The 21,689-nt window shown below is 65.5% G+C and carries 17 protein-coding genes; 12 read left to right on the forward strand and 5 right to left on the reverse strand.

The genetic code is table 11. From position 1 onward, the window contains the following. Positions 1–105 precede the first annotated feature (105 nt). Entirely contained in the window at positions 106–1,683 is a 1,578-nt protein-coding gene (locus tag HH800_RS04420; RefSeq protein WP_235682017.1) for a hypothetical protein, read from the forward strand. A gap of 340 nt (positions 1,684–2,023) precedes the next feature. Beyond that, positions 2,024–2,812 (forward strand): LytTR family DNA-binding domain-containing protein, encoded by a 789-nt coding sequence (locus HH800_RS04425; RefSeq protein ID WP_169863236.1) that lies wholly within the window; start codon positions 2,024–2,026, stop codon positions 2,810–2,812. Between the two features lie 10 nt (positions 2,813–2,822). Here the strand turns inward: HH800_RS04425 and HH800_RS04430 are convergent, their stop codons facing one another. Next, a complete protein-coding gene (locus tag HH800_RS04430) occupies positions 2,823–3,599 on the reverse strand; it encodes a sulfite exporter TauE/SafE family protein (RefSeq protein ID WP_169860302.1) in 777 nt (258 codons plus the stop codon). Between the two features lie 282 nt (positions 3,600–3,881). Here HH800_RS04430 and HH800_RS04435 point away from each other — a divergent pair, with 282 nt between their 5' ends. After that, a complete protein-coding gene (locus HH800_RS04435; protein WP_169860303.1) occupies positions 3,882–4,748 on the forward strand; it encodes an SDR family NAD(P)-dependent oxidoreductase in 867 nt (288 codons plus the stop codon). Between the two features lie 66 nt (positions 4,749–4,814). On the opposite strand, the gene HH800_RS04440 is transcribed toward HH800_RS04435, so the two are convergent. Together HH800_RS04440 and HH800_RS04445 are read right to left on the reverse strand one after the other, a co-directional pair. After that, entirely contained in the window at positions 4,815–6,092 is a 1,278-nt protein-coding gene (locus tag HH800_RS04440) for an MFS transporter (protein ID WP_010338012.1), read from the reverse strand. 31 nt (positions 6,093–6,123) lie between these two features. After that, on the reverse strand, positions 6,124–6,921 hold the full coding sequence (locus tag HH800_RS04445) for a 2-keto-4-pentenoate hydratase (protein WP_169860304.1): 798 nt from the start codon (positions 6,919–6,921) through the stop codon (positions 6,124–6,126). Positions 6,922–7,041: 120 nt separating this feature from the next. On the opposite strand from HH800_RS04445, the gene HH800_RS04450 reads away from it, so the two are divergent. The 5 genes from HH800_RS04450 (at position 7,042) to HH800_RS04470 (ending at position 11,776) form a co-directional block, all read left to right on the forward strand. Continuing rightward, the gene (locus HH800_RS04450; RefSeq protein WP_004207757.1) at positions 7,042–8,091 is read left to right on the forward strand and encodes a LacI family DNA-binding transcriptional regulator; all 1,050 of its coding nucleotides are present in this window, start codon (positions 7,042–7,044) and stop codon (positions 8,089–8,091) included. A gap of 73 nt (positions 8,092–8,164) precedes the next feature. Next, positions 8,165–9,004 carry a 5-dehydro-4-deoxy-D-glucuronate isomerase gene (gene kduI / locus HH800_RS04455; protein ID WP_169860305.1) on the forward strand — a complete coding sequence of 280 codons (840 nt, stop codon included), beginning with the start codon at positions 8,165–8,167 and terminating at the stop codon, positions 9,002–9,004. Between the two features lie 108 nt (positions 9,005–9,112). After that, on the forward strand, positions 9,113–9,868 hold the full coding sequence (gene kduD, locus HH800_RS04460; RefSeq protein WP_169860306.1) for a 2-dehydro-3-deoxy-D-gluconate 5-dehydrogenase KduD: 756 nt from the start codon (positions 9,113–9,115) through the stop codon (positions 9,866–9,868). An 88-nt stretch (positions 9,869–9,956) separates the two neighbouring features. Beyond that, entirely contained in the window at positions 9,957–11,525 is a 1,569-nt protein-coding gene (locus tag HH800_RS04465) for a carboxylesterase/lipase family protein (RefSeq protein WP_169860307.1), read from the forward strand. A gap of 74 nt (positions 11,526–11,599) precedes the next feature. Further along, entirely contained in the window at positions 11,600–11,776 is a 177-nt protein-coding gene (locus HH800_RS04470; protein ID WP_163000274.1) for a hypothetical protein, read from the forward strand. 9 nt (positions 11,777–11,785) lie between these two features. Here the strand turns inward: HH800_RS04470 and HH800_RS04475 are convergent, their stop codons facing one another. Further along, positions 11,786–12,172, reverse strand: coding sequence for a cupin domain-containing protein (locus HH800_RS04475; RefSeq protein ID WP_169860308.1), 387 nt, complete (start codon positions 12,170–12,172; stop codon positions 11,786–11,788). Beyond that, the gene (locus tag HH800_RS04480) at positions 12,169–13,572 is read right to left on the reverse strand and encodes a pectate lyase family protein (protein WP_169860309.1); all 1,404 of its coding nucleotides are present in this window, start codon (positions 13,570–13,572) and stop codon (positions 12,169–12,171) included. The genes HH800_RS04475 and HH800_RS04480 overlap by 4 nt, the downstream gene beginning before the upstream one ends. A gap of 367 nt (positions 13,573–13,939) precedes the next feature. Between HH800_RS04480 and HH800_RS04485 the strand changes: the two genes are divergently transcribed. From HH800_RS04485 to HH800_RS04500, 4 genes are all read left to right on the forward strand, one after another. After that, a complete protein-coding gene (locus HH800_RS04485; RefSeq protein ID WP_169860310.1) occupies positions 13,940–16,813 on the forward strand; it encodes a TonB-dependent receptor in 2,874 nt (957 codons plus the stop codon). Between the two features lie 189 nt (positions 16,814–17,002). Further along, positions 17,003–19,300, forward strand: coding sequence for a TonB-dependent receptor (locus tag HH800_RS04490; protein WP_169860311.1), 2,298 nt, complete (start codon positions 17,003–17,005; stop codon positions 19,298–19,300). Then, the gene (locus HH800_RS04495) at positions 19,294–19,860 is read left to right on the forward strand and encodes a hypothetical protein (protein ID WP_136186849.1); all 567 of its coding nucleotides are present in this window, start codon (positions 19,294–19,296) and stop codon (positions 19,858–19,860) included. Before HH800_RS04490 ends, HH800_RS04495 begins: the two co-directional genes overlap by 7 nt. After that, entirely contained in the window at positions 19,857–21,350 is a 1,494-nt protein-coding gene (locus HH800_RS04500) for a PepSY-associated TM helix domain-containing protein (protein WP_169860312.1), read from the forward strand. Before HH800_RS04495 ends, HH800_RS04500 begins: the two co-directional genes overlap by 4 nt. Positions 21,351–21,689: the final 339 nt, after the last annotated feature.

The following is a 21,689-nucleotide window of genomic DNA, read 5'->3' on the forward strand; positions in this document are numbered from 1 at the left end:
GGTTTGGGTGCATCGCCGCCGTGATTGGTTTGTCCAAATTGGTCATGCCAACTTGTGAGGTTACAGTCGCCGGGTTAGCCTCCCGCAAAATCGAGGGAGGATGCCGTGACGAAGGGCCGCATGTTGATGCTGGGAAGCCTGTCCCTGCTGGCAATGACGGGTGTGATGCTGGGCGCTGCCACGCCTCCCGTCGACCCCGGCCGCTTTGCTCAGGTCGCGAAGGTCGATGACCAGTATCAGGCCTATAATGTCGAGATGGTGGAGGTGGTCGGCGGCCGCTTCTGGGCGCCCTATCCCAAGCCGGGCGAGGCGCCGCCCCAGCCGGCGGCCGGCGGCAGCGGCGGCGTCGACATCGCCGCCGTCATGTTCCGCAAGCGCGAGCCGATCGACCTGACCGGTGACACGCGGCTGCGCAATCTCGCCCGCGCGCTCGGGCCGACCTATGTGCGCGTGAGTGGCGGCTGGGCCAATGCCGTCTATTTCCATGACAGCGACACGCCGCCGCCCGCCACGCCGCCCAAGGGCTATCAGAGCGTCCTGACCCGTGCCCAATGGGCCGGCGTCGTCGATTTCGTGAAGACCGTCGGCGGCAAGTTGGTCGTGTCCTTCCCTGTAAGCGACGGCGCGCGCGACGCGTCGGGCCTGTGGGATCCCGATCAGGCGCGCCGGCTCAACGCCTATACCAAGAAGTTGGGCGGCCATATCTATGCCGCCGAACTCATCAACGAACCCAATGCGGGGTCTATGGTCGGCCTGCCCAAGGGCTATGACGCGGCCGCCTTCGCACGCGACATGGCCGTTTTTCGTGCGTTCCGCGATGCCGATGCGCCGCAGATGAAGCTCGTCGGGCCGGGCAGCACCGGCGAGGCCGGCTTCGTCATCATGCCCCGCAATATCGGCGTGGTGCCGACCGACGCACTGATGAGCGCCGAGCCGCGGCCCAAGGTCGATATCTTTTCCTATCATTTCTACGGCACCGTCTCGCAGCGCTGCGCCGCGATGGACAAGAGCGCGGGGATCAGCCCGGACCAGGCGCTGGACGAGGACTGGCTGGCGCGCGCCGACAGCACGGCGACCTATTACAAGGAACGACAACAGCGTTTCGCGCCCGGCACCGATATCTGGATCACGGAAACGGCGCAGGCGGCCTGCGGTGGCGACGCCTGGGCAGCGACCTGGCGCGACAGTTTCCGCTATGTCGATCAGTTGGGGCGGCAGGCGAAGCAGGGCGTGACCGTGGTCTTCCACAATACGCTGGCGGCCAGCGACTATGCGCTGATCGACGAGGCGACGATGATGCCGCGGCCGAGCTATTGGGCGGCGGTCCTATGGGCGCGGCTGATGGGCAATGTCGTGCTGGATGCGGGCCGGAATGAAGGCAAGCTGCATCTCTACAGCCAGTGTCTGCGCGGCACACCGGGCGGCGTCGCGCTGGTCGCGATCAATCTCGATACCGCCAATCCCGCCAGCCTGTCGCTCGCCGGCAAGGTGACCCGTTATACGCTGACCGCCGACAATCTGGACGCGGGCAGCGTGAAGCTCAACGGCCGGTCGCTGGCGGTGGGGCAGGACGGGGTCTTGCCCAATCTCAAGGGCGTCGCCGCGCAAGGCATGCAGTCGCTACCAGCGGCGAGCATCAGCTATCTTGCCTATCCCGATGCCCGCAACCCGGCCTGTCCCTGACGCCTGATACGGCGCCGGGCGGGCCGGGAAGGGGCTGTTCGGCGCATCAGGCGAGGGCCAGGGCAAAGGCGCCCATATGGGCGATGATGGCGCAGCACATGATGGCGATCGCGCCCTTGGTGCTCAGAAAATCGGTCATGGTCTGTCTCCTTGGCCGGTCGGAGCGGATGATCCATTCATCGGCCCGCCGGTATGAGAGGGAGCGATGGCAGCCCACGATTGACGGGCAAGCGGCTTTTCGTCACGCAGGAGGAACAGAAGAAAAAGTGCGGAAAACCGGGCCCTTCGCGGTTCGCGTTTCGCGAATGGAGAGGGGGATTGCGTGAAACGTCTCCGCCGTGTGCTGCTCGAACTCTGGGCGATGCTGCCGGTCGCGGCGGTGGTCGGCTTTCTTGGCCCCTTTGGCACCTATTTGTCGGGCGATTTCCTGCTGCGCGCCGGGCGATGGTGGATCATGCTGATGGGCGCCTATATCCTCGCGCGGCCGACGCTGATCGCCTGGCGGGCGATTGCGCGGGCGACGCGGTTGCCGCGCGGGTCTCTGGTCTTCTGGGGCATGGTCGCCTCCAGCTTTCCCATGGCGCTGATCTGGCGGCTGGTCGGGCGGGACGAGGTGCGACTGCTGGGCGGCTATGCCGGCCTTTTGCCCTTCACCTTGCTCTGTTGCCTGCTGGTGATGACCATCGCCTGGTGGGCGGAGCGGGCGGACGCGCATCTGCTGCGCTATTATGATGAGCATATGGGGCCGACCACGGTCTTCGCGTCGGCGCGGGAAGGGGCCGTGCCGATGGACGCGCCGGTGAAAGAGGCGGATGTTCGCCTCCATCGCCGGCTGAGCCCCACCTTCGCCGGTCCCATAGTCGCGCTGGAGAGCGAGGATCATTATGTCCGCGTCCATGGGCCGCATGGCAGCGAGCTTATCCTGATGCGGCTGCGCGACGCCATTGCCGAAATGGACGATGTTCCCGGCGCGCAGACCCATCGCAGTTGGTGGGTCGCCAGGGCGGCGATCGCGGATGGCGCGGGCCTGACCAGAAGCCGGGAAATTCCCCTGACCAACGGCCTGTCCGCGCCGGTCGCGCGCGATTCCGTCGATCGACTGCGCCAGTCCGGTTTCCTGCCGGACTGACGCAGCAGGATCAGAGGATCAGGTTCAGCGCGACGATGATCAGGATCGTCGCCAGGATCGTGCGCAGCACCGCTTCGCGCACATGCGAGGCGAGCAGGCTGCCGACGATGATGCCGGGGATCGCCCCGATCAGCAGCGATGCCAGCAGCGACATGTCGACCGTGCCCAGCCACCAATGGCCGATGCCCGCCACCAGCGTCAGCGGCACGGCATGGGCGACGTCGCTGCCGACGATCCGGGCGAGCGGCGTGCGCGGATAGAGGATCAGCAGCGCCGTCGCGCCGATCGCGCCGGCCCCGACCGAGGTGATGGTCACCGCCACGCCCACGACCACGCCCAGCAATATGGTGAGGTTGCGGGTGGTGGCAGGGCTGCGATCCTGGCCATGGGTGCGCGACCAGGCCGTGATCCGATCGCGGAACAGCAGCACCAGGCCGGTGAGGAACAGCATCACCCCCAGCGTCACCTTGATCGGATCGACCACGGCGGCCGACGGCGGCCCCATTGCCTTGAGCGCCATCAGCGCGCCGATCGCGGCCGGCATCGACCCCAGCGCAAGCCAGCCGACGATCGCCCAGTCGACCGATCGCTTCCAGCCATGGACCAGGCTGCCCACGCTCTTGGTGACGCAGGCATAGAGAAGGTCGGTGCCGACGGCCGCAGCCGGGTGGAAATTGAACAGCAGCACCAGGATCGGCGTCATCAGCGATCCGCCGCCAACGCCGGTCAGCCCGACCAGCGTGCCGACGATGAAGCCCGTCAGGGAATAGAGCGGATTGATCGTCACGGCCGCTCCTGCGGTGCATGACGACAGGCGGTGCGACCCATCATGGCATCACCTAAGGGCGTTTGCGCTGCCCATGCAAGTCCCTGCACTCGATCCATATCCCTGCGTCCCCCTTATGTTTCGCGGTGGGACATAGCGGACGCCATGGCGGGGTGAAACCCGCCCCTTGCTTGAGGGGGGTGATAGCTTTGCTATGGACGGCGCGCGCCACATATCGCTCCCGCGGCTGTCTGGCCCGCGTCCGACCGCCTAGCGTGCCGGGATAAGCGACAGGAGCAGGACATGGTGGAACGGGCACGGGTAGCGGTTGTGACGGGCGCGAGTTCGGGCATCGGCAAGGCGATCGCCAAGGCCATGGCGCGGCAGGGCTGGCGGGTGATCGGCACCGGCCGCGATCTCAAACGGCTTGCGGTTGCAGAGGCGGAGATAGCGGCGGATGCGGCCGGAGCGCCCGTCACCATGCTGCGCGCCGACCTGTCGCTGCTGGGCGGAGCAGCGCAACTGGCGCAGGATATCGCCGCGCTGACCGACCGGGTCGACCTGCTGTTCAACAATGCCGGCGGCATGACCGACAAGCTGGTGATGACGGACGAGGGGCTGGAGGCGAATTTCGCCGGCAATCATCTGGGGCCGTTTCTGCTGACCCAGCGCCTGCTGCCGCTGTTGCGCAAGGCGACGCAGGATCAGCCGGCGGGCGCCGTGCGCATCCTCAACACCGCCTCCGACGCCAGCGAGATGATCCCGTCGATCAACCTGGACGACATGCAGAATCTGGAACGGTTCAGCCCCGGCATGGCCTATTGCACCGGCAAGCTCGCCAATGTGCTGTTCGCCCGCGCGCTGGCGGATCGGCTGGCGGGGGACGGGATCGTCGCCCATGCGGTCCATCCCGGTGCGGTCGACTCGAACTTCTTTTCCCATGCGCCGGCCGACACGCAGGAGCGCTCGCGCGGACTCGACAAGGCGAGCGAGGCGGACGGAGCGGACACGCTGGTCTGGCTGGCGACCGCACCGGAAGGGGCGGCCAGCAATGGCGGCTATTGGTATCGCCGTGCGCCGCGCACGCCCAACAAGCTGGTCGAGGATGCAGCGATCGTCGATCGCTTCTGGCGGGAAAGCGAAAAGCTGATTGCGGCGCATGGCTGCTGAGAAAGCAAGGCGCCCCGGACCGGCAATCCCCATCGCCGGTCCGGGGCAGTCCCTCCCCCAGGGAACTTATTCCGGCACCTTCACCTGCGCCAGGCGCGGCGAAAGCAGGTGGATCGCCAGTAGGGCGATGAAATAGGCGCTGCCCGCCACCGCGAAGAGCGGCGCATAGCTGCCGATGCTGTCGAGGATATAGCCGGCATATTTCGCCATCAGCATGCCGCCGATCGCGCCGGCCGTGCCGCCGATGCCGACCACCGATCCGACCGCCGCGCGTGGGAACATGTCCGACGGCAGGGTGTAGAGATTGGCGGAAAAGGCCTGGTGCGCGGCGGTGGCGATGCCGATCACCAGCACCGCGACCCACAGATTGTCGATCGACTGGGCAAAGAAGACCGGAGTCACTGCAGCGGCACAGACCAGCATGGTCAGCTTGCGCGCGGCGTTGACGCTGTGCCCGGCCTTCATCAGCCGTCCCGACAGCCAGCCTCCGGCCACGCTGCCAAGGTCCGACAACAGATAGATGGCGACCAGCGGCGGGCCGAAGCTGATGAGGTCGAGGCCGTAGCGCTCGCCCAGATAGCCCGGCAGCCAGAAGAGGAAGAACCACCAGATCGGGTCGATGCAGAATTTGCCGATGGCAAAGGCCCAGCATTCGCGCACGGCAATCAGCCGGCGCCAGCCGATCGGCGTGACCGGGTCGGCCGGATCCTGCTGGATATAGGCAAGTTCGGCGGCGCCGACGCGCGGATGCTCCTGCGGCCGGCGATAGAAGATCAGCCAGGCGGCGAGCCAGACGACGCCGAATATGCCGGTCGCGATGAAGGCGAAGCGCCAGCCATATTGGATGGTCAGCCATGGCACCAGCAGTGGCGTGATGATCGCGCCGACATTGGCGCCGGCGTTGAACAGGCCGATCGCGAAGGCCCGTTCCTTCTGCGGGAACCATTCGGCCACCGCCTTGATGCCCGCGGGGAAATTGCCGGATTCGCCGACGCCCAGGCCAAAGCGGGCGAAGGCGAACTGGGTCACGCTATGCACGCCGCCATGGGCGACATGCGCGATCGTCCAGATGATGATCGCGACGGTATAGCCCAGCCGCGCGCCGATCGCGTCGACCAGCCGGCCAAAGCCCAGATAGCCGATTGCATAGGCCGCCTGGAACCAGAAGACGATATTGGCATAGTCGGTTTCCGACCAGTGCATCTCGGCCGCCAAAGTGGGCTTCAGCACACCGATCATCTGCCGGTCGACATAGTTGATCGCGGTGGCGGCGAACAACAGCCCGACGACCACCCAGCGATAGCGCCCGACCCTCTGGGTTGCTCCGGCGACGGCCTCGTTCATTCTCTTCCTCTCCTCTTGCCCTGCGACCTTGTCAGGCGGCCGCTTGGGGGCGGATGACGCAATGTGCGGTGCCGAGCGGTCCGAAGTCCGCAACCACCGTCTGCCCGACGCGCACTTCATGCACGCCGGTGACGGCGCCTGTCGATATCCATGCGCCCGGTTGCAGCCTTATGCCGCGCGCGGCGAGATTTTCGAGCAGGAAACGCACGGAGCCGATCGGTCCATCGGGGAAGCTGACCGCGCGACCGGTACCGGCGACGACGCCATCGATGCTCAGGCTGATGTCGATCTCGGCAAAGGCCAGGCTCTGCCAGTCCGGCACGGCCGCGCCGATCAACAGGCCGTTATTATTGCCGAAATCCGAAACGGTGACGGCCGGGCCATGCTCGTTGATGCCGGTGAAGGGCGAACTGGCGATCTCTAGCCCGATATGCACGGCGTCGACCAGCGCGGCGGCTTCCTCCAGCGTGAAACTGGTCTGGGCCGGATGGGGCGCCTGGCCGATGCGCAGCAGGAATTCCGCCTCGGCCGCGCCAAAGCCCTGGGCAAAGACCAGGCCGGTGGCATCGGGGGTCAGGGCATGGATGGTCGGGGTGAAGATCGGCCCGGCCAGGCGATCGGCGCCGAAACGCTCGACCAGCGGGGCGGGCACGCGGCCGACCTTCCAGCCGCCGACCGGCGCATCGACCAGCGCCAATGCCTCCGCCTGGATTGCATAGCCGTCGGCCAGGCTGGGCGGGATCGGGCCGGGATAGTCGGAAAAGCCCGTCGCCTGCTGTCGGGCGGTGACGAAGGCGCGCGCAATGGCGGCAGGGGAAGCGGCGGTCACGATGATCCTCTCGGCTGGTTCTGCCTCTCGGGATGCCTGCAAGAGTAACCGGTGTCAATAGATTTGCCGAGCGACGCATATTGCGCTGGTTGCGGGCCATAAGCGCGCTATAAAAGGGCCATGACAAAGACACCCAGGGACGAGGGCGCCACCGCCAAGCTGACGATCAACGACATTGCCCGCATGGCCGGCGTGTCGAAGAAGACGGTCAGCCGCGTCATCAACCGATCGCCGCTGCTGAACCAGGAAACCCGCGGCAAGGTGGAGGAAATCATCCGCCAGACCGGCTATGTCCCCAATCCGCAGGCCCGCGCGCTGGCGCTGGGGCGCAATTTCCTGATCGGCCTGATCTACGACAATCCCAATGCTCAGATGGTGCTGAGCATGCAGAAGGGGATATTGGAAGCGCTGCACGGCACCGAGTTCGAACTGGTTGTGCGCCCGGTGGATAGGGGCGCGGCGATGGTGATGGAGGATATTCATAATTTCGTGACGCGCCAGCGCCTGTTCGGCGTTGTGGTGCTGCCGCCACTCTCCGAAAATGACAGTCTTTCCAAACTGTTCGATGATGCCGGCTGTCGCTATGTGCGCATGGGTTCGGCCCTGCTCGATGACCCGGAACATATGGTCGCCTCCAATGACCGGGACGCGGTGGCCGATGCGGTGCGCTATCTGATCGCGCAGGGGCATCGGCGGATCGGCCTGATTGCCGGGCCGCATGGCTTCCGCTCGGCCAAGGAGCGGCGCGAGGGCTTTGAAATGGCGCTGGCGGAAGCCGGCATCAGCCTGCCGCGCAGCCTGGTTGCGGACGGGCAATATACTTTTGAATCAGGGGTTTCCGCTTCGGAAAACCTGTTCGATCTGACTTCGCCGCCGACCGCGATCTTTGCCAGCAATGACGAGATGGCGGCCGGCGTTCTCTATGCGGCGCGGCTGCGCGGGATCGAAGTGCCGGAGCAATTGTCGATCATCGGCTTCGACGATACGCCGCTCACCACCCGCGTCTGGCCGCCGCTGACCACGGTGCGCTGGCCGATCGCGGCCATGGGCCGCGCCGCCGCGCTCAAGCTGATCGGCACTGCCATCGGCGAGGAGGCGGAGGTCAGCGAGCCATCCCTCTTCAGTTCGACCCTGATCCGGCGCAGTTCGGTGGCGCCTGCATCGGGCTGATCCACGCTAAGGTTGACACCGGTTTCCGAATTTGCTTCCCAAGGGGCAATTTCGAATAACCGGTGAGGATATCATGTTCGACAAGACCTATTATGCGACCCACCCCGACATGATGGAGTGCGTGTCGAACGAGGAGCTGCGGGATCGCTATCTGATCGGCGGGCTGTTCCGTAACGGCGAATGCGTGCTGAACTACACCCATGCCGAACGCTTCGTGATCGGCGGCGTGGCGGTGGCTGACGCACCGGTGAAGCTGCCGGCGCAGACCGAGCCGGCCTCGGCGGCGGGCCATCCGTTCCTGGAGCGGCGCGAGCTGGCGATCGTCAATGTCTCGGGCGTCGAAGGCACCGTGACCGTCGACGGCGAAGTCTTCACGCTCGGCAACAAGGATTGCCTCTATGTGACGATGGGCGCGAAGGATGTGGAGTTCGCCGGCGCCGGCGCGCGCTATTATCTCGCCTCCTGCCCGGCGCACAAGGCGTTCACCACCCGCAAGCTCGGCATTGCCGACGCCAATGCGCTGGAACGTGGTTCGCTGGAAGAGTCGAACGAGCGCACCATCTTCCAGCTCGTCATCCCCGGCATCTGCGATAGCGCGCAGCTGGTCATGGGCCTCACGGTCCTGAAGCCCGGTTCGGTGTGGAACACCATGCCGCCGCACATCCATGAGCGCCGCAGCGAGATTTATTTCTATTTCGAGCTGGATGGCGATGCCGACCGCGTCTTCCACTATATGGGCGAGGGCGACGCGATGCGTCACATCGTCATGGCCAATGAGGAAGCGGTGATCTCGCCGCCCTGGTCGATCCATATGGGATCGGGCACCAAAGCCTATGCCTTCATCTGGGCGATGGCCGGCGAGAACCAGGACTATACCGACATGAACGTGCTGGACATCTGCCAGCTGGCCTGAGCCCCCCCTCCCTTCAGGGAGGGGACGGGGGAGGGCATGTCTGCGACGCCAATCTCCCAAACCCTCCCCTAACCCCTCCCGCAAGCGGGAGGGGGATTTGGAGCTTATATGAGCACTATCTTCGATCTTGGCGGCAAGGTCGCCATCGTCACCGGCGCCAATACCGGCATCGGCCAGGCGATCGCGCTGTCGCTCGCGGCGGCCGGCGCCGACATTGCGGCGGTGGGCCGCACCCCGGCGGAGGAAACCGTCGAGAAGGTCCGGGCGCTCGGCCGCAAGGCCGAGATCGTCTCGGCCGATCTTTCCAGCATCGAACCGGTGCAGCGCGTCGTCGACGAGACGATCGCGAAACTGGGCGGCCTCGACATCCTCATCAACAATGCCGGCATCATCCGCCGCGCCGACAGCGTCGACTTCACCGAGGAAGACTGGGACGCGGTGATCGATACCAATTTGAAGTCCACCTTCTTCCTGGCCCAGGCGGCCGGGCGGCACATGCTGGCACAGGGCGGCGGCAAGATCGTCAACATCGCCTCCTTGCTGTCGTTCCAGGGCGGCATCCGCGTGCCGAGCTATACCGCGTCCAAGAGCGGCGTCGCCGGCCTCACCAAGCTGCTGGCGAACGAGTGGGCGGCCAAGGGCGTCAACGTCAACGCGATCGCGCCGGGCTATATCGCGACCAACAACACCGCCGCGCTGCAGGCTGACGAGACCCGCAACCGCCAGATCCAGGAACGTATCCCGGCCGGCCGCTGGGGCGACCCCGGCGACATTGGCGGCGCGGCCGTGTTCCTCGCCTCGCCGGCGGCCAACTATATCCACGGCCATGTCCTCGCCGTCGATGGCGGCTGGCTGGCCCGCTGAACTGACTGACCTCCGTTCGCGATTCCAACGCGAACGGAGGAAAATCCAAGAGGAGGGCTCAGCCTCCCGACCTATCACAGGAGGACGGATGCCCGATATCGACCGGCGGAGCGCGTTGACCGGGGCTGCGGCCCTGCTGGGCGCCAGCCTCGTTCGCCCGGCCCATGCCGCCACCGCCAGCATCGTGACCACGCGCAAGGGCCGGGTCGCCGGCACCCGCGAGGGCGGCCTCCATGTCTTTCGCGGCCTGCGCTACGGCCAGGATACCGCGCCTCGCCGCTTTCAGGCACCGCTTGCGCCCGATGGCTGGACCGGCACGGCCGATGCCAGCGCCTTCGCCCCCTCCTGCCCGCAACAGGGCAAGCAGGAAGCGGAGAGCGAGGATTGCCTGTTCCTCAATATCTGGACCCCCGGTCCCGACCCGCGCGCCAAACGGCCGGTGATGCTCTACATCCATGGTGGCGCCTATTCCAACGGCTCCGTGGTCGATCCGCTGACCTATGGCGACCGGCTGGCTGCGCAGGGCGATGTCGTGGTGGTGACGGTCAACCACCGGCTCAACATTTTCGGCTATCTCTATCTCGCCCGGCTCGATCCGCGCTTCGTCGACAGCGGCAATGCGGGCCAGCTCGACCTCATCCTCGCACTGCAATGGGTGCGCGACAATATCGCGGCCTTTGGCGGCGATCCCGGCAATATCTTGGTCTTCGGCCAGTCGGGCGGCGGCGCCAAGATCGCGACGATGATGGCGATGCCGGCGGCTGCCGGCCTGTTCCATCGCGCCATCACCATGAGCGGGCAGCAGGTAACGGCGTCGGGCCCGCTCAACGCGACGAAGCGGGCGCAGGCCTATCTCGCCGGGCTGGGCGTAAAGGCCGATGACCTGTCATCTTTGCTGTCACTTTCAACGGCGCAACTGGTGGAGGGGCTGGCAGCGCAAGACCCGATCTTGGGTGGCGGCCTTTACATGGGCCCGGTGCTCGACATGACGCATCTTGCGCGCCATCCCTTCTGGCCCGATGCGCCGCCCCAGTCACAGGCGATCCCGATGATGCTGGGCAACACCCATGACGAGACCCGTGCCTTCATCGATCCTCATGGCCCCAAGCTCCAGGGGCTGGACTGGTCCAACCTCGCCGCCCGGATCGCCCCGGAACTGCGCATGGACCTGTCACCCGAATGGATCGTCGCCCAATATCGCGCGCGCTATCCCGACTGGTCGGCGGAGCGTATCTTCTACGCCGCGACCACGGCCGGGCGCAGCTGGCCGGGGCAGGTGCTGGAGGCGGAGGCGCGCGCCCGCGTCGATGCGTCGACCTGGGTCTATCAGGTGGATTTCGCCTCGCCGACCCAGCCCGAACGCGGCGCGCCGCACACCATGGACATCGCGCTCGCCTTCGGCACGCTCGATGCGCCGGGCAGCTTCACCGGCACGGGCGCAGGTGCCCAGGCCGCCTCGCGCGCGCTGATGCAGCGCTTCCTGGCCTTCGCCCGGCGCGGTGATCCCAATGGCGTCGAGATGGCGCCCTGGCCGCAATATCGGCTGGACGGACGGCAGACAATGATCGTCGATGTCGACAGCCATGTGGAAAGCGATCCGCGCGGCTGGGAGCGGGAACTCTTCGCCCGCGTCCCCTATATCCAGCCCGGCAGTTGAGCGCTGTTCGTTGCCGGGCCGCAACCAAAAGGGGGCGGGTGCGTTGAGTCCGCCCATGCAGTTGGAGGAACCGCATGGATACGCAGGATATCGATTATGTCTCGGAACGCGGCGAGCTGCATTTTCTCGCCGCCCTGGTCGATGAGCTGATGCGCCGGCTGATGCTGTCGGGTGTGCTCAGCCAGGCCGAACTCAACGCGATCGAGGCCGATGTCGCCAAGCGCATCGGCAATGTGCCGCGCGCCTGGTAACATTTCGGGTCAGTGAACCACCGGATAGCTGATGATCAGCGCCAGCGGTTCCTTGCCGACCTGCCGGATGCCCACCTTGGCGGCTTTGTAGAGATAGGCAGCCATGCCCGGTGTCAGCGGCTTTTCCACGCCGTCGGATGTCACCACCCCTTCGCCCGACAGGACATAATAGACCTCGTCATGGGCGATTGGATGGACGCCGATCGCCGCGCCGACATGCAGCACGCGCTTGCGGAATTCCATGCTGCGCGGCTGCGGCACGGCGTCGCTGATGCGATATGCGGTCGACATGCCGATCTCGCCATGGGGCGGCGGCTCGTCGCGCATCACCTCTCGCTCGTCGACCACCACCATCGGCGGCGCGGCGGCCGCCGCCAGCAACAGCACCAGGCTCATGGCTTTGCCTCCTGTCGCATCATCTTGTCGCGGTCCGACAGATGCTCGGTCGTCTCGTCCTTCTGGCCGGGATAGCGCCCCGATTTCGGCTCCATCGTGTCGAGGTTCCAGTCGCCCTCGACAAAGGGCGCGCGGGTCGGCGCGAATTTGGGATAGCCGCCCACCTGCTTCTCATTGTCGATGATCTCGCCGCGCCCTTCCGCCACGAAGAACAGCACCCGCAGATCATCGGCATCCCGGTCCCACGGGCGGGCGCCCGCGCGCCATAGCACATGGGTCTCGACATCGCGCACCGGCAGAACGTCCAGCCCCTGCCACCAGGTCGGCGGCGTCTGCGTCTCGACCAGCTTCGCCTTGGTCTCGCCATAGCGACCGAACATCGGCAATGGCTTGCCGAACTTGTCGACGGCCAGATTGTCCTTGCCATAATATTCCAGGTCGCCGTCGCCGCCCAAGGTCAGGAAGGGCAGGCCGGTTGCCGTCGATACGCCGCCGCGCATGACATTGCCGACCGCCGCCAGCTTGCCATTCTGATAGGGATGTTCGCCCCATTCCAGCGCCATCAGGTTGTAATGCACGCCGCGCTCGCCCGGATCATAGATGATGTTGTTGACCACGGCCGCATGGACGCCGCCCTTCAGCAGGGGGTTGCGCTCGACATTATGGGCGTAGACGTTGCGATAAATCAGGATGTTGGTCGCGTTGTCGTGGATCAACGTGCCCTTGCTGTGCTCGCCTTTGGGATGGCTGGCATTGGCCAGGCCCTCGGCCGCCAGATTATAGGAAAAGGTGATGTTGTGCGCCGTGTTGGCGCGCCATTCGTCGGGCGTCTTGCCGTTGAAGCGCGGGCCGGATGCCGACATATTCTCGTCGATCGCCCAGGTGAAGCTGCAATGGTCGACGATGATGTCATGGCCGCCGACCACCGACATGGCATCCGCCTCCCATCCGCTCAGCAGCGGCTGGTCGTCCACCCCGGTGCGCACGCGGATATGGCGCATGATCACGTCATGGGTGGCGATGTCGATGCCCGACCGGACCAGGGTGATGCCGGGGGAAGGGGCGGTCTGGCCGGCAATGGTCAGATAGGGTTCGCGGATGGTGATGGTCTGGCGCGCCATGTCGATGACGCCGCCCACCTCGAACACGACGATGCGCGGGCCCTTTGCCTCCAGTGCCGCCTTCAGGCTGCCGGGGCCATCGGCCGCCAGCGTGGTCACGCGGATGACGCGGCCCCCTCGGCCGCCGGGCGTTGCCGATGCCCAGCCGACGGCGCCCGGAAACGCAGTCGTTGCGCTGGATGCGCTGGTCTTGGCCGAGGCGGCGGATAGAGTTGCTGGCAAGGGGATCAGGGCAAGGCCGGCAAGCGGCAGGGCGATCAGTCTGGCGGTTATTTTCATGCTTCCGAAAGCTCCTCTCCTGGCCAGACTTGCACCGTGGCGGCGATGATGCAAGCAATTTGACACCGGTGTCGAATCTGTTTGCGGTCATTGTGAAAGCGAGGCGAAGACGCGGGCTGCGCTCCGTCATTCTGCGCCATGTGGCCCATATTGCGGTGCAAAATGGCTCGATATGGACGCTTTTCCGACAGGAGGGCGCGGAAAATCGCCGCGAGCGCTGGCCTAGGAGCTTCAGACATAATTGCCGCAATGATCATTGACATTGATCCGCAGTCGGGTCACAAGTTTCTGACACCGGTGTCTTCAAGGGGACAACATCGGGCCGCACCCCCAAAGAGGCGTGGCGGAAATATGGAGGGATGTTTCTATGATTGCGTTCGTACAGGCTTCGTCCGCCCGGAAATGGCTGTCCGCAGCCTCGACCCTGGCATGCGCCATCGCCTGCGTTTCCGCCGCTCAGGCACAGGCTCAGTCTGGGCAGGGCGATGCCGCGGTTGCGCCGGATCAGGGGCAGGCGGGTGCCGCAGCCCAGGAATCCGACATCATCGTCACCGGTTTCCGCCAGTCGCTGGGCGCGGCGATCAACCTCAAGCGCCAGTCGGTCAGTTCGGTCGATGCGATCGTGGCGGAGGATATCGCCAAGTTCCCCGACCAGAATCTCGCCGAATCCCTGCAGCGCATCCCCGGCATCTCGATCCAGCGTGACGGCGGCGAAGGGCGCGCGATCACCGTGCGCGGCCTGGGCGCGCAGTTCACCCGCGTGCGCGTCAACGGGCTGGAAACGGTCGCCACCTCGACCGATGGTGCCAGCTCGAACCGCGATCGCTCCTTCGATTTCAACGTCTTCGCGTCCGAGCTGTTCAGTTCGCTGGTCGTTCACAAGACCGCCGAAGCCTCGCTGGACGAAGGCTCGCTCGGCGCCGTGGTCGATCTCAACACCGGCAATCCGCTCGGTGGCAAGGAAGGGCTGACCCTCGTCGGGTCGGCGACCGCCTCCTATAATGACTTGGCGAAGAATTGGGGACCGCGCCTGGCCGGCATCGCGTCCTGGAAATCGGCCGACGGCCGCTTCGGCGTCGCCCTGTCGGCGGCCTATTCGACGCTCGATACCAAGGAACTGGGCAATAACAGCGTGCGCTGGGCCCAGGCCCGCTTCGACAATGTCGATGGCACTCCCTGCTTCACCCAGCCCAATTCGGGCGGCACCTATGTCAAGAGCGCGGCCTGCGATGCGGCGGCCCTGTCCTTCCACCCGCGCATCCCGCGCTATGGCGAGGTGCGTCATGATCGCGAGCGGCTGGGCCTGACCGGATCGATCCAGTTCGCCCCGACCGACGCGACCAAGATCTCGATCGATGGCCTCTATTCGCGCTTCAAGGAAACCCGCGAGGAGAAGTGGGGCGAGGTGCTGCTGCGCTCCAACGAGCGGTCGATCAACGTCGTCAATCCGGTCTATGACGATAATGGCAACATGATCTCGGCCACGCTCAACGATGCCTGGGTCCGCACCGAACATTATTTGCGCAAGTCGAGCACCGAATTTTATCAGGTCGGTGGCACCTGGGACCAGGATGTGACGGACAAGTTCCGCTTCACCCTGCTGGGCGGCCTGTCCAAGTCCAACGCCGACATTCCGGTCGAAACCACGGTGGTCTTCGACGATCGCGATGCCCAGGGTTATAGCTATGACTATAGCGACATGAAGCATCCCAAGCTGACCTTCGGCACCAGCGTGACCGATCCGGCCAATTTCCAGCTCGCCGAAATCCGCGACCGTCCGTCCAACACCACCAACCGCTTCAAGACGGCGCAGTTGCGCACCGAATGGGACGCGGCCGAGGGGCTGACCGTGAAGGTCGGTTCGATGTGGCGCCGGTTCGACTTCAAGACCGTCGGCTATCAGCGCGATACCGCGGTCTGCGGCAATGGCGGCAAGGATCTGGTGCTGGGCACCATCACCTGTTCGCCGACCAGCCTGTTTGGCCCGAGCGCCGTCTATGGCTTCCAGGCGACGCCGGAATTGAGCGAACTCTTCACCCTGGGCAAGGCGGGCCAGCCGTCGGGCACCACCACCCAGTGGTTGATCCCCAATCTGGACGCGGCGACCGCCTATACCAAACTCTATGACCGCGCGCTGGCGCTGGACGTCGGCAACAACCGGTCGGTGCGCGAGGAAGTGACCGGCGGCTATTTCCAGTTCGATGCCAAGGGCGACCTGTTCGGCCTCGAATATGCGCTGAACGCGGGCATGCGCTATGCCAAGACCGACCAGCGCTCGACCGGCCTCAATGGCGGCATCCCGGTGACGATCAAGCGCAGCTATGAGGATTGGCTGCCGGCCGCCAACCTGGCCCTGTTCCCGACCGACAAGCTGGTCATTCGCGCGGCGGTGGCCGATGTGATGACCCGCCCGACGCTGGGCAGCCTGACGCCGGGCGGTTCGGCCGACGGCTTCCAGTATCGCGTCAGCTACGGTAACCCCTATCTAAACCCCTATCGCGCGACCGCCTATGACCTGGCTGTCGAATGGTATTTCGCGCCCCAGTCGCTCTTCTCGGTCGCCCTGTTCAAGAAGGATGTGCAGAGCTTCCCGGTCGCCGCGACCATTTCCAACGCGACCTTCGCGGAAACCGGCCTGCCGGCTTCGGTGCTGGTCAGTTCCTCGCCCGCCGCGCTCAATCCCGCGCTGCAGGCCGAACCGATCTGGACCATCGCGACCACGGTCAACGGCACCGGCGCCTCGCTCAAGGGGGCGGAAATCGCGCTGCAACTGCCCTTCACCTTCCTGCCGGGCATCTTCAAGCATTTCGGCATCCTGGCCAACGCGACTTTCATCGACTCCAACGCCACCTATAATGTGTCGGGGCCGGCGGTCGTGCCGGGTGGCGGCCTGGTCAATGTCGCGCGGGAGAATACGTTGTTCGGCGTGTCGAAGCGGGCCTATAACGGCACCCTCTATTATGACGACAACCGCTTCAGCGCGCGCGTCTCGGCCAGCTATCGCGGGCCTTACAGCGACCAGAACAGCGGGACCGGCAACGTTTTCGAAGGCTATAATTCAACCGTCAATGTCGACGCCTCGGTCCGTTACAAGGCAACCGACTGGCTGGAATTCACCCTCGACGGCATCAACCTGACCGATGAATATCGCGGCCGCTACACCGACCTCGATGCCAATCGCAACTATGAGTACAATCATTTCGGCCGCACCTTCCAGTTCGGCGCGCGCGTGAAGATGTAGCCTGTCCCCTCGGGTCGCGCCGTCACGGGCCAGCCGCCTTCTGCACGAGGTGGCTGGCCCTTTTTCTTGGGTCGGCGGTGGGGCAGGGGCGGTGCCGGGCAGGCAACAGCAATAGTCCATTCACGCAATGACATTGACTCGCGTTAGCGTTCTCAAATATGGCGCCGCCAAGAATATTTGGGGGATTATATGGTGCGGTCGTCTTTCTTTTTTTCCGGGGCGGCGATCGTCGCACTGGCCGGTTCTGCCCTGGCCAGCCCGGCGCTGGCGGGGCAGGCGCCGGATGCCGATATGGACCAGGCTCGCGCCGACATCATCGTCACCGGCGAAAAGAGCGCCCGCACCCTGCAGCAGACGCCGACCAGCATCGCCGTCGTCACGCCCGAGACGATCGAGCGCGAGGCGCTGATCACCATCCAGGACGTCTATAACCGCACCGCCAACCTGTCCGAAACCTATGGCTCGTCCGGCTTCACCATCCGCGGCATCAGCAACAGCGGCGTCGGCGCGGGCGGGCAAGCAGACGCCGCCAGCGTCTATGTCGATGGCGCGCCGGTGCCCAAATGGGCGCTTTATGGCGGCCCGACCGACCTGTGGGATGTGCAGCAGGTGGAAGTGCTGCGTGGCCCGCAATCGACCATCCAGGGCCTCAACGCGCTGGCCGGCGGCATCGTCATCACCAGCAAGGATCCCTCGCTGACCCGTTGGGGCGGCGACGCGCGCGTGCTGTGGAGCGAATATGATGATCGCACCTTCTCCGCCGCGATCGGCGGACCGATCATCAAGGATGAACTGGGCATCCGCCTGTCGGCCGAGCGCCGCAACGATCGCGGCCTCATCTACAATGTCACCCGCGACGAATATAGCGATGCGCTGGAATCGCTCAATCTGCGCGGCAAGATCAAGTGGACGCCCCAGGCCATTCCGGGATTGGAGGCAGTCGCCAGCTATAATCGCGTGCGGCGAGACGGCGGCTATCTCTACGAATATGCCCGCACCGACGTGCCCAATTATTTCAATCACCGTATCGCCACCGGCGATCAGCCCAGCCGGGGCAAGATCGACAGCGACCTTGCCGTCTTCAACGTCAGCTATCCGCTGGCCCAGGGGCTGAAACTGTCGAGCGTCACCTCCTGGAACCGCTCGCGCGTCCATTCGGTGATCGATACCGACGGCACGCCGCAGGATATCCAGGCGATCGACAATCGCTATAATTACCGTACCCTGACCCAGGAAATGCGCCTCAACTATGATGGCGAACGGCTGAGCGGCCTGCTGGGCGCCTGGTATTATCGCCGCACCGGCAGCATCGACCAGAATAGCCGGGTGAACATCGATACGCCGACCGCCACCATCGCCGCCCTGCTGCGCGCCAATGGCGCGACCGCAGCGCAGGCGACCTTCCTCAGCAATGCCTATGCGGCACAACTGCCGGTCATCCCGGTCGCCTATTCCGCCGACCAGCCTGAAAAGGTGGAGACGATGGCGCTGTTCGGCGACGCTCGTTTCAAGCTGACCGACCGGCTGACCCTGATCGGCGGCTTCCGCTACGATCATGAGCGCAACCGCTATGCTGCGCAAACCGTGGCGACCTTCAACGGCACGCTGCCCAATGCCAATTTCCTCGGCGCGGCCTATGCCCCGATCATTTCGCTGATCAACCAGGGCGTTCTGGGGCTGGTCGACGATGCCTCCTCGCCGCTGGCGTCCAACAGCCGCAGCTTCAACGCCTTCCTGCCCAAGGCCGGGATCAGCATGGACTGGACGCCGGACCTCACCACCGCCTTCACCGTCCAGCGCGCCTATCGCTCGGGCGGCTCCAGCCAGAACCCGGCCCGCGCCCTGCTGGTCGCCTATGATCCGGAATATAGCTGGAATTATGAAGGCTCGCTGCGCTCCAAATGGCTCGACGGGCGCCTGACGCTCAATGCCAATGCCTTCTACATGACGTGGAAGGACCAGCAGGTCACCGCCTATTTCGGACAGAATGCCTATGATTACAACACGGTGAACGCGGCCGGATCGCATCTTTACGGGTTCGAGGTGGAAGCGAATGCCACGATCGCGCGGGGCATCGATCTCTATGGCTCGGTCGGCCATGTCCGCACCAAATTCACCGATTTCGTCCTGCCCGCAGGGGCGACCAGCACGGTTGACCTCACCGACACCCAATTCCCCTATGCGCCGCGCTGGACCCTGTCGGGCGGCATCAATGCGCAGTTCGGGCCGGGCTTCGTCGCCAATCTCAACGCCAATTACCGTTCGTCGGTCTTCACCGGCGTCGGTCAGGATCAGGGCCAGTACAAGGTCGGCGGCCGCACGGTCGTGAATGGCAAGATCGGTTATGAAACCGATCATTGGTCGCTGTTCGTCTTCGCCCGCAACATCCTCAACGAGGATTATATGCAGTACCAATATGCCGCGATTCATCAGGCGATCCTGGGCGAACCCCAGACCGTCGGCGTCGGCGCGAGCGTCCATTGGTGATCACGCTCGCCAGCCTGCTGCTCATCGCCGGCGGCGCCCTGGGCGCTGCCCTGTTGCGCCGCTCCTGGGTGCGGCGGGACCGCTCCGTGCTTGGCCTGCTGCTGGCGGGATGGGGCGTATTGATCGGCCTGCTGGTCGCTGCCTTCCTGCTGATCGGGCCGGTCAAGGGGCTGGCCTTGGGACTGGCGATGGAGGGGATCGGCGCGCTCGCCATCATCTGGTTCGGCCGGGTCCGGCGCAAGGCGGCACGGGTGCGCGATGGCGATGTCGCGCCCGAGCCGCTGGAGGAACCGGGCCGCTTCTGGCGCGGGGTGCTCCGCGCCTTGCTCGCCGGGCCGCTCGGCATGACGGCGGCGATGGGTGTCGCCTTTTGCGTTACGGTCTATCTGCCCGGTGATCCGCGCACCCGGATCGTGCTTGGCGGCCTGTTGCTGCCGATCCTGTGGGGGCTGGCCATGACCTGGACCCTGGCGGACCGCCGCCTGCTCCGCGCGACCGCCGTGCTGGTCGGCACCAGCATCATCGGCTTCGGCCTTGCCGCCTTGGGAGGGGCCGCATGAACGACCAGAGCGTCCAGACCAACAGCCGGGCGAAGAAATGGCGCTGGCCCTTGTCGCCCGAAACGGTGCGATCGGTGCTCAGCAGCCATTCGGTGCTGGGCCTCGCCTTTGCCGCGATCATCTACATCGTGTGCCTGACCGGCACGGTCGCGGTGTTCGCGCCCGATCTGGAGCGATGGGAAGTGCCGGCGACGCCGGTGGTGACCAGCCTGTCGGATGCCTCGGCTGCCCGCGCCATCGCCGAAGCGGCCAGGCGCGCGCCGGCCGACACCACCCTCTATCTGTCGCTGCCCACTGCGAAACAGGATGGCGCCAGCCTGACCGCCTTCAGCGCGACCTATGAACATAAATGGGGCGTGGCGGCCGATGGCGCGCTGTCCGATCTGGAAGCGGTCTGGACCGAATTCCTGATCCACCTCCATATCAACCTGCATCTGCCGCGCAGCTGGGGGCAGTTCATCGTCGGCCTAACCGGCGTGGCGCTGCTTTCCTCCCTGGTGTCGGGCATATTGGCACATCCGCGCGTACTGCGCGATGCCTTCCATCTGCGGTTGGGCGGTTCGCGCCGGCTGCAGGAGGCGGATCTGCACAATCGCCTCGGCATCTGGGCCTTGCCCTTTCATTTCACCCTGGCGCTGACCGGCGCGCTGCTCGGCCTCAGCACCATCATCGTCGCGATGCTGGCCATGCTGCTCTATCGCGGCGACATGGGGAAGGTCTATGAACTCTTCCTCGATCCGCCGCCCAAGGTTGACGCGCGCGCCATGCCAATTCCCGATATTGCGAGGCTGATCGCCGATGCCCGCGCCCGCGCGCCGGCGGCCGTTGCGGACAATATCATGGTCGAACGGCCCGGCCGCGCCGATATGCGCATCTCGATCCATAGCGGTCGGCCCAAGCTGCTGACCCAGCAGGACGAGGTGCAATATGATGCGCGCGGGCAACTGCTCCATCAGGAGCAGCCGCAGGATCTGGTCGCCGGCACCCGAATGCTGAGCGGCATCGGCCAGCTGCATTTCGGCTGGTTCGGCGGGCTGCCCGTGCGGATCGCCTATGGCCTGCTCGGCATTGCGCTCTGCATCGTTACCTCCAGCGGCGTGACCATCTGGCTGGCCCGCCGCCGCGATCGCGGCCGGCCCGCGCCGCAATGGGAACGGATCTGGGCTGCGATCTGCTGGGGTCAGCCGGTGATCCTGGTGCTGACCGCCGCGCTGGCCTTCGCCTTGCCTCAAACGCCGCTGCCGCTGGCCTGGATCGGCCTCACCATCCTGTCGGTGCGGGCCGCCGGCATGGCGAAGGCGCTGCCCGGCCCGCGCCTGTCGCGCGGCCTGCAATGGGCGCTGGTCGCCGGCCTGTTGATCGTCGCGCTTCTGCACGGCGCCCCGCTGCTGGCGGGCGGGCAGGGGCTGCTGGTCGACCTGTTGTTGCTTGTCGGTGGCCTCGGTCTGCTGCTCGCCCTGCTGCGCAGCCGCGCGCCAGCCAAGGCCTAAGGCAGAAACTTGCCATTCCCCTCCCGTAAACGGGAGGGGCAGCGAGACTTGCGCGCACAGCGCGCAAGTCGCAGCGGGGTGGGCTTTCGCGCAACTGCCCCGGCTTTCCTACTCGCCCCTTCTCTGATCTACCCTTGGGGATGCAAGAGCCGCCCCATCTCCTCGCCAGACCACCCGCCTGTTGCGTGGCTGTCGCTTCATTGTCGCGTCGGCGCCGCGTCGAAAGCGCGCGGGTGTGACCCGTTTCCCCCGCCACTGTCGCGTCACAGGCGCATGACCGGCGCGTCGTGGGTGCATCACAGGCGCATTGGCCCGAAATAGCCCGCACGACACTGTGAA

Source organism: Sphingobium yanoikuyae (assembly GCF_013001025.1).
In the GTDB taxonomy this organism is placed as follows: Bacteria; Pseudomonadota; Alphaproteobacteria; order Sphingomonadales; family Sphingomonadaceae; genus Sphingobium; species Sphingobium yanoikuyae_A.

Coding starts and splice junctions, on each gene's coding strand:
- HH800_RS04450 (WP_004207757.1), top strand. CDS start 7,042: ATGACAAAGACACCCAGGGACGAGGGCGCCACCGCCAAGCTGACGATC.
- HH800_RS04435 (WP_169860303.1), top strand. CDS start 3,882: ATGGTGGAACGGGCACGGGTAGCGGTTGTGACGGGCGCGAGTTCGGGC.
- HH800_RS04475 (WP_169860308.1), bottom strand. CDS start 12,172: ATGAGCCTGGTGCTGTTGCTGGCGGCGGCCGCCGCGCCGCCGATGGTG.
- HH800_RS04480 (WP_169860309.1), bottom strand. CDS start 13,572: ATGAAAATAACCGCCAGACTGATCGCCCTGCCGCTTGCCGGCCTTGCC.
- kduI (WP_169860305.1), top strand. CDS start 8,165: ATGTTCGACAAGACCTATTATGCGACCCACCCCGACATGATGGAGTGC.
- HH800_RS04500 (WP_169860312.1), top strand. CDS start 19,857: ATGAACGACCAGAGCGTCCAGACCAACAGCCGGGCGAAGAAATGGCGC.
- HH800_RS04490 (WP_169860311.1), top strand. CDS start 17,003: ATGGTGCGGTCGTCTTTCTTTTTTTCCGGGGCGGCGATCGTCGCACTG.
- HH800_RS04465 (WP_169860307.1), top strand. CDS start 9,957: ATGCCCGATATCGACCGGCGGAGCGCGTTGACCGGGGCTGCGGCCCTG.
- HH800_RS04485 (WP_169860310.1), top strand. CDS start 13,940: ATGATTGCGTTCGTACAGGCTTCGTCCGCCCGGAAATGGCTGTCCGCA.
- HH800_RS04470 (WP_163000274.1), top strand. CDS start 11,600: ATGGATACGCAGGATATCGATTATGTCTCGGAACGCGGCGAGCTGCAT.
- HH800_RS04440 (WP_010338012.1), bottom strand. CDS start 6,092: ATGAACGAGGCCGTCGCCGGAGCAACCCAGAGGGTCGGGCGCTATCGC.
- kduD (WP_169860306.1), top strand. CDS start 9,113: ATGAGCACTATCTTCGATCTTGGCGGCAAGGTCGCCATCGTCACCGGC.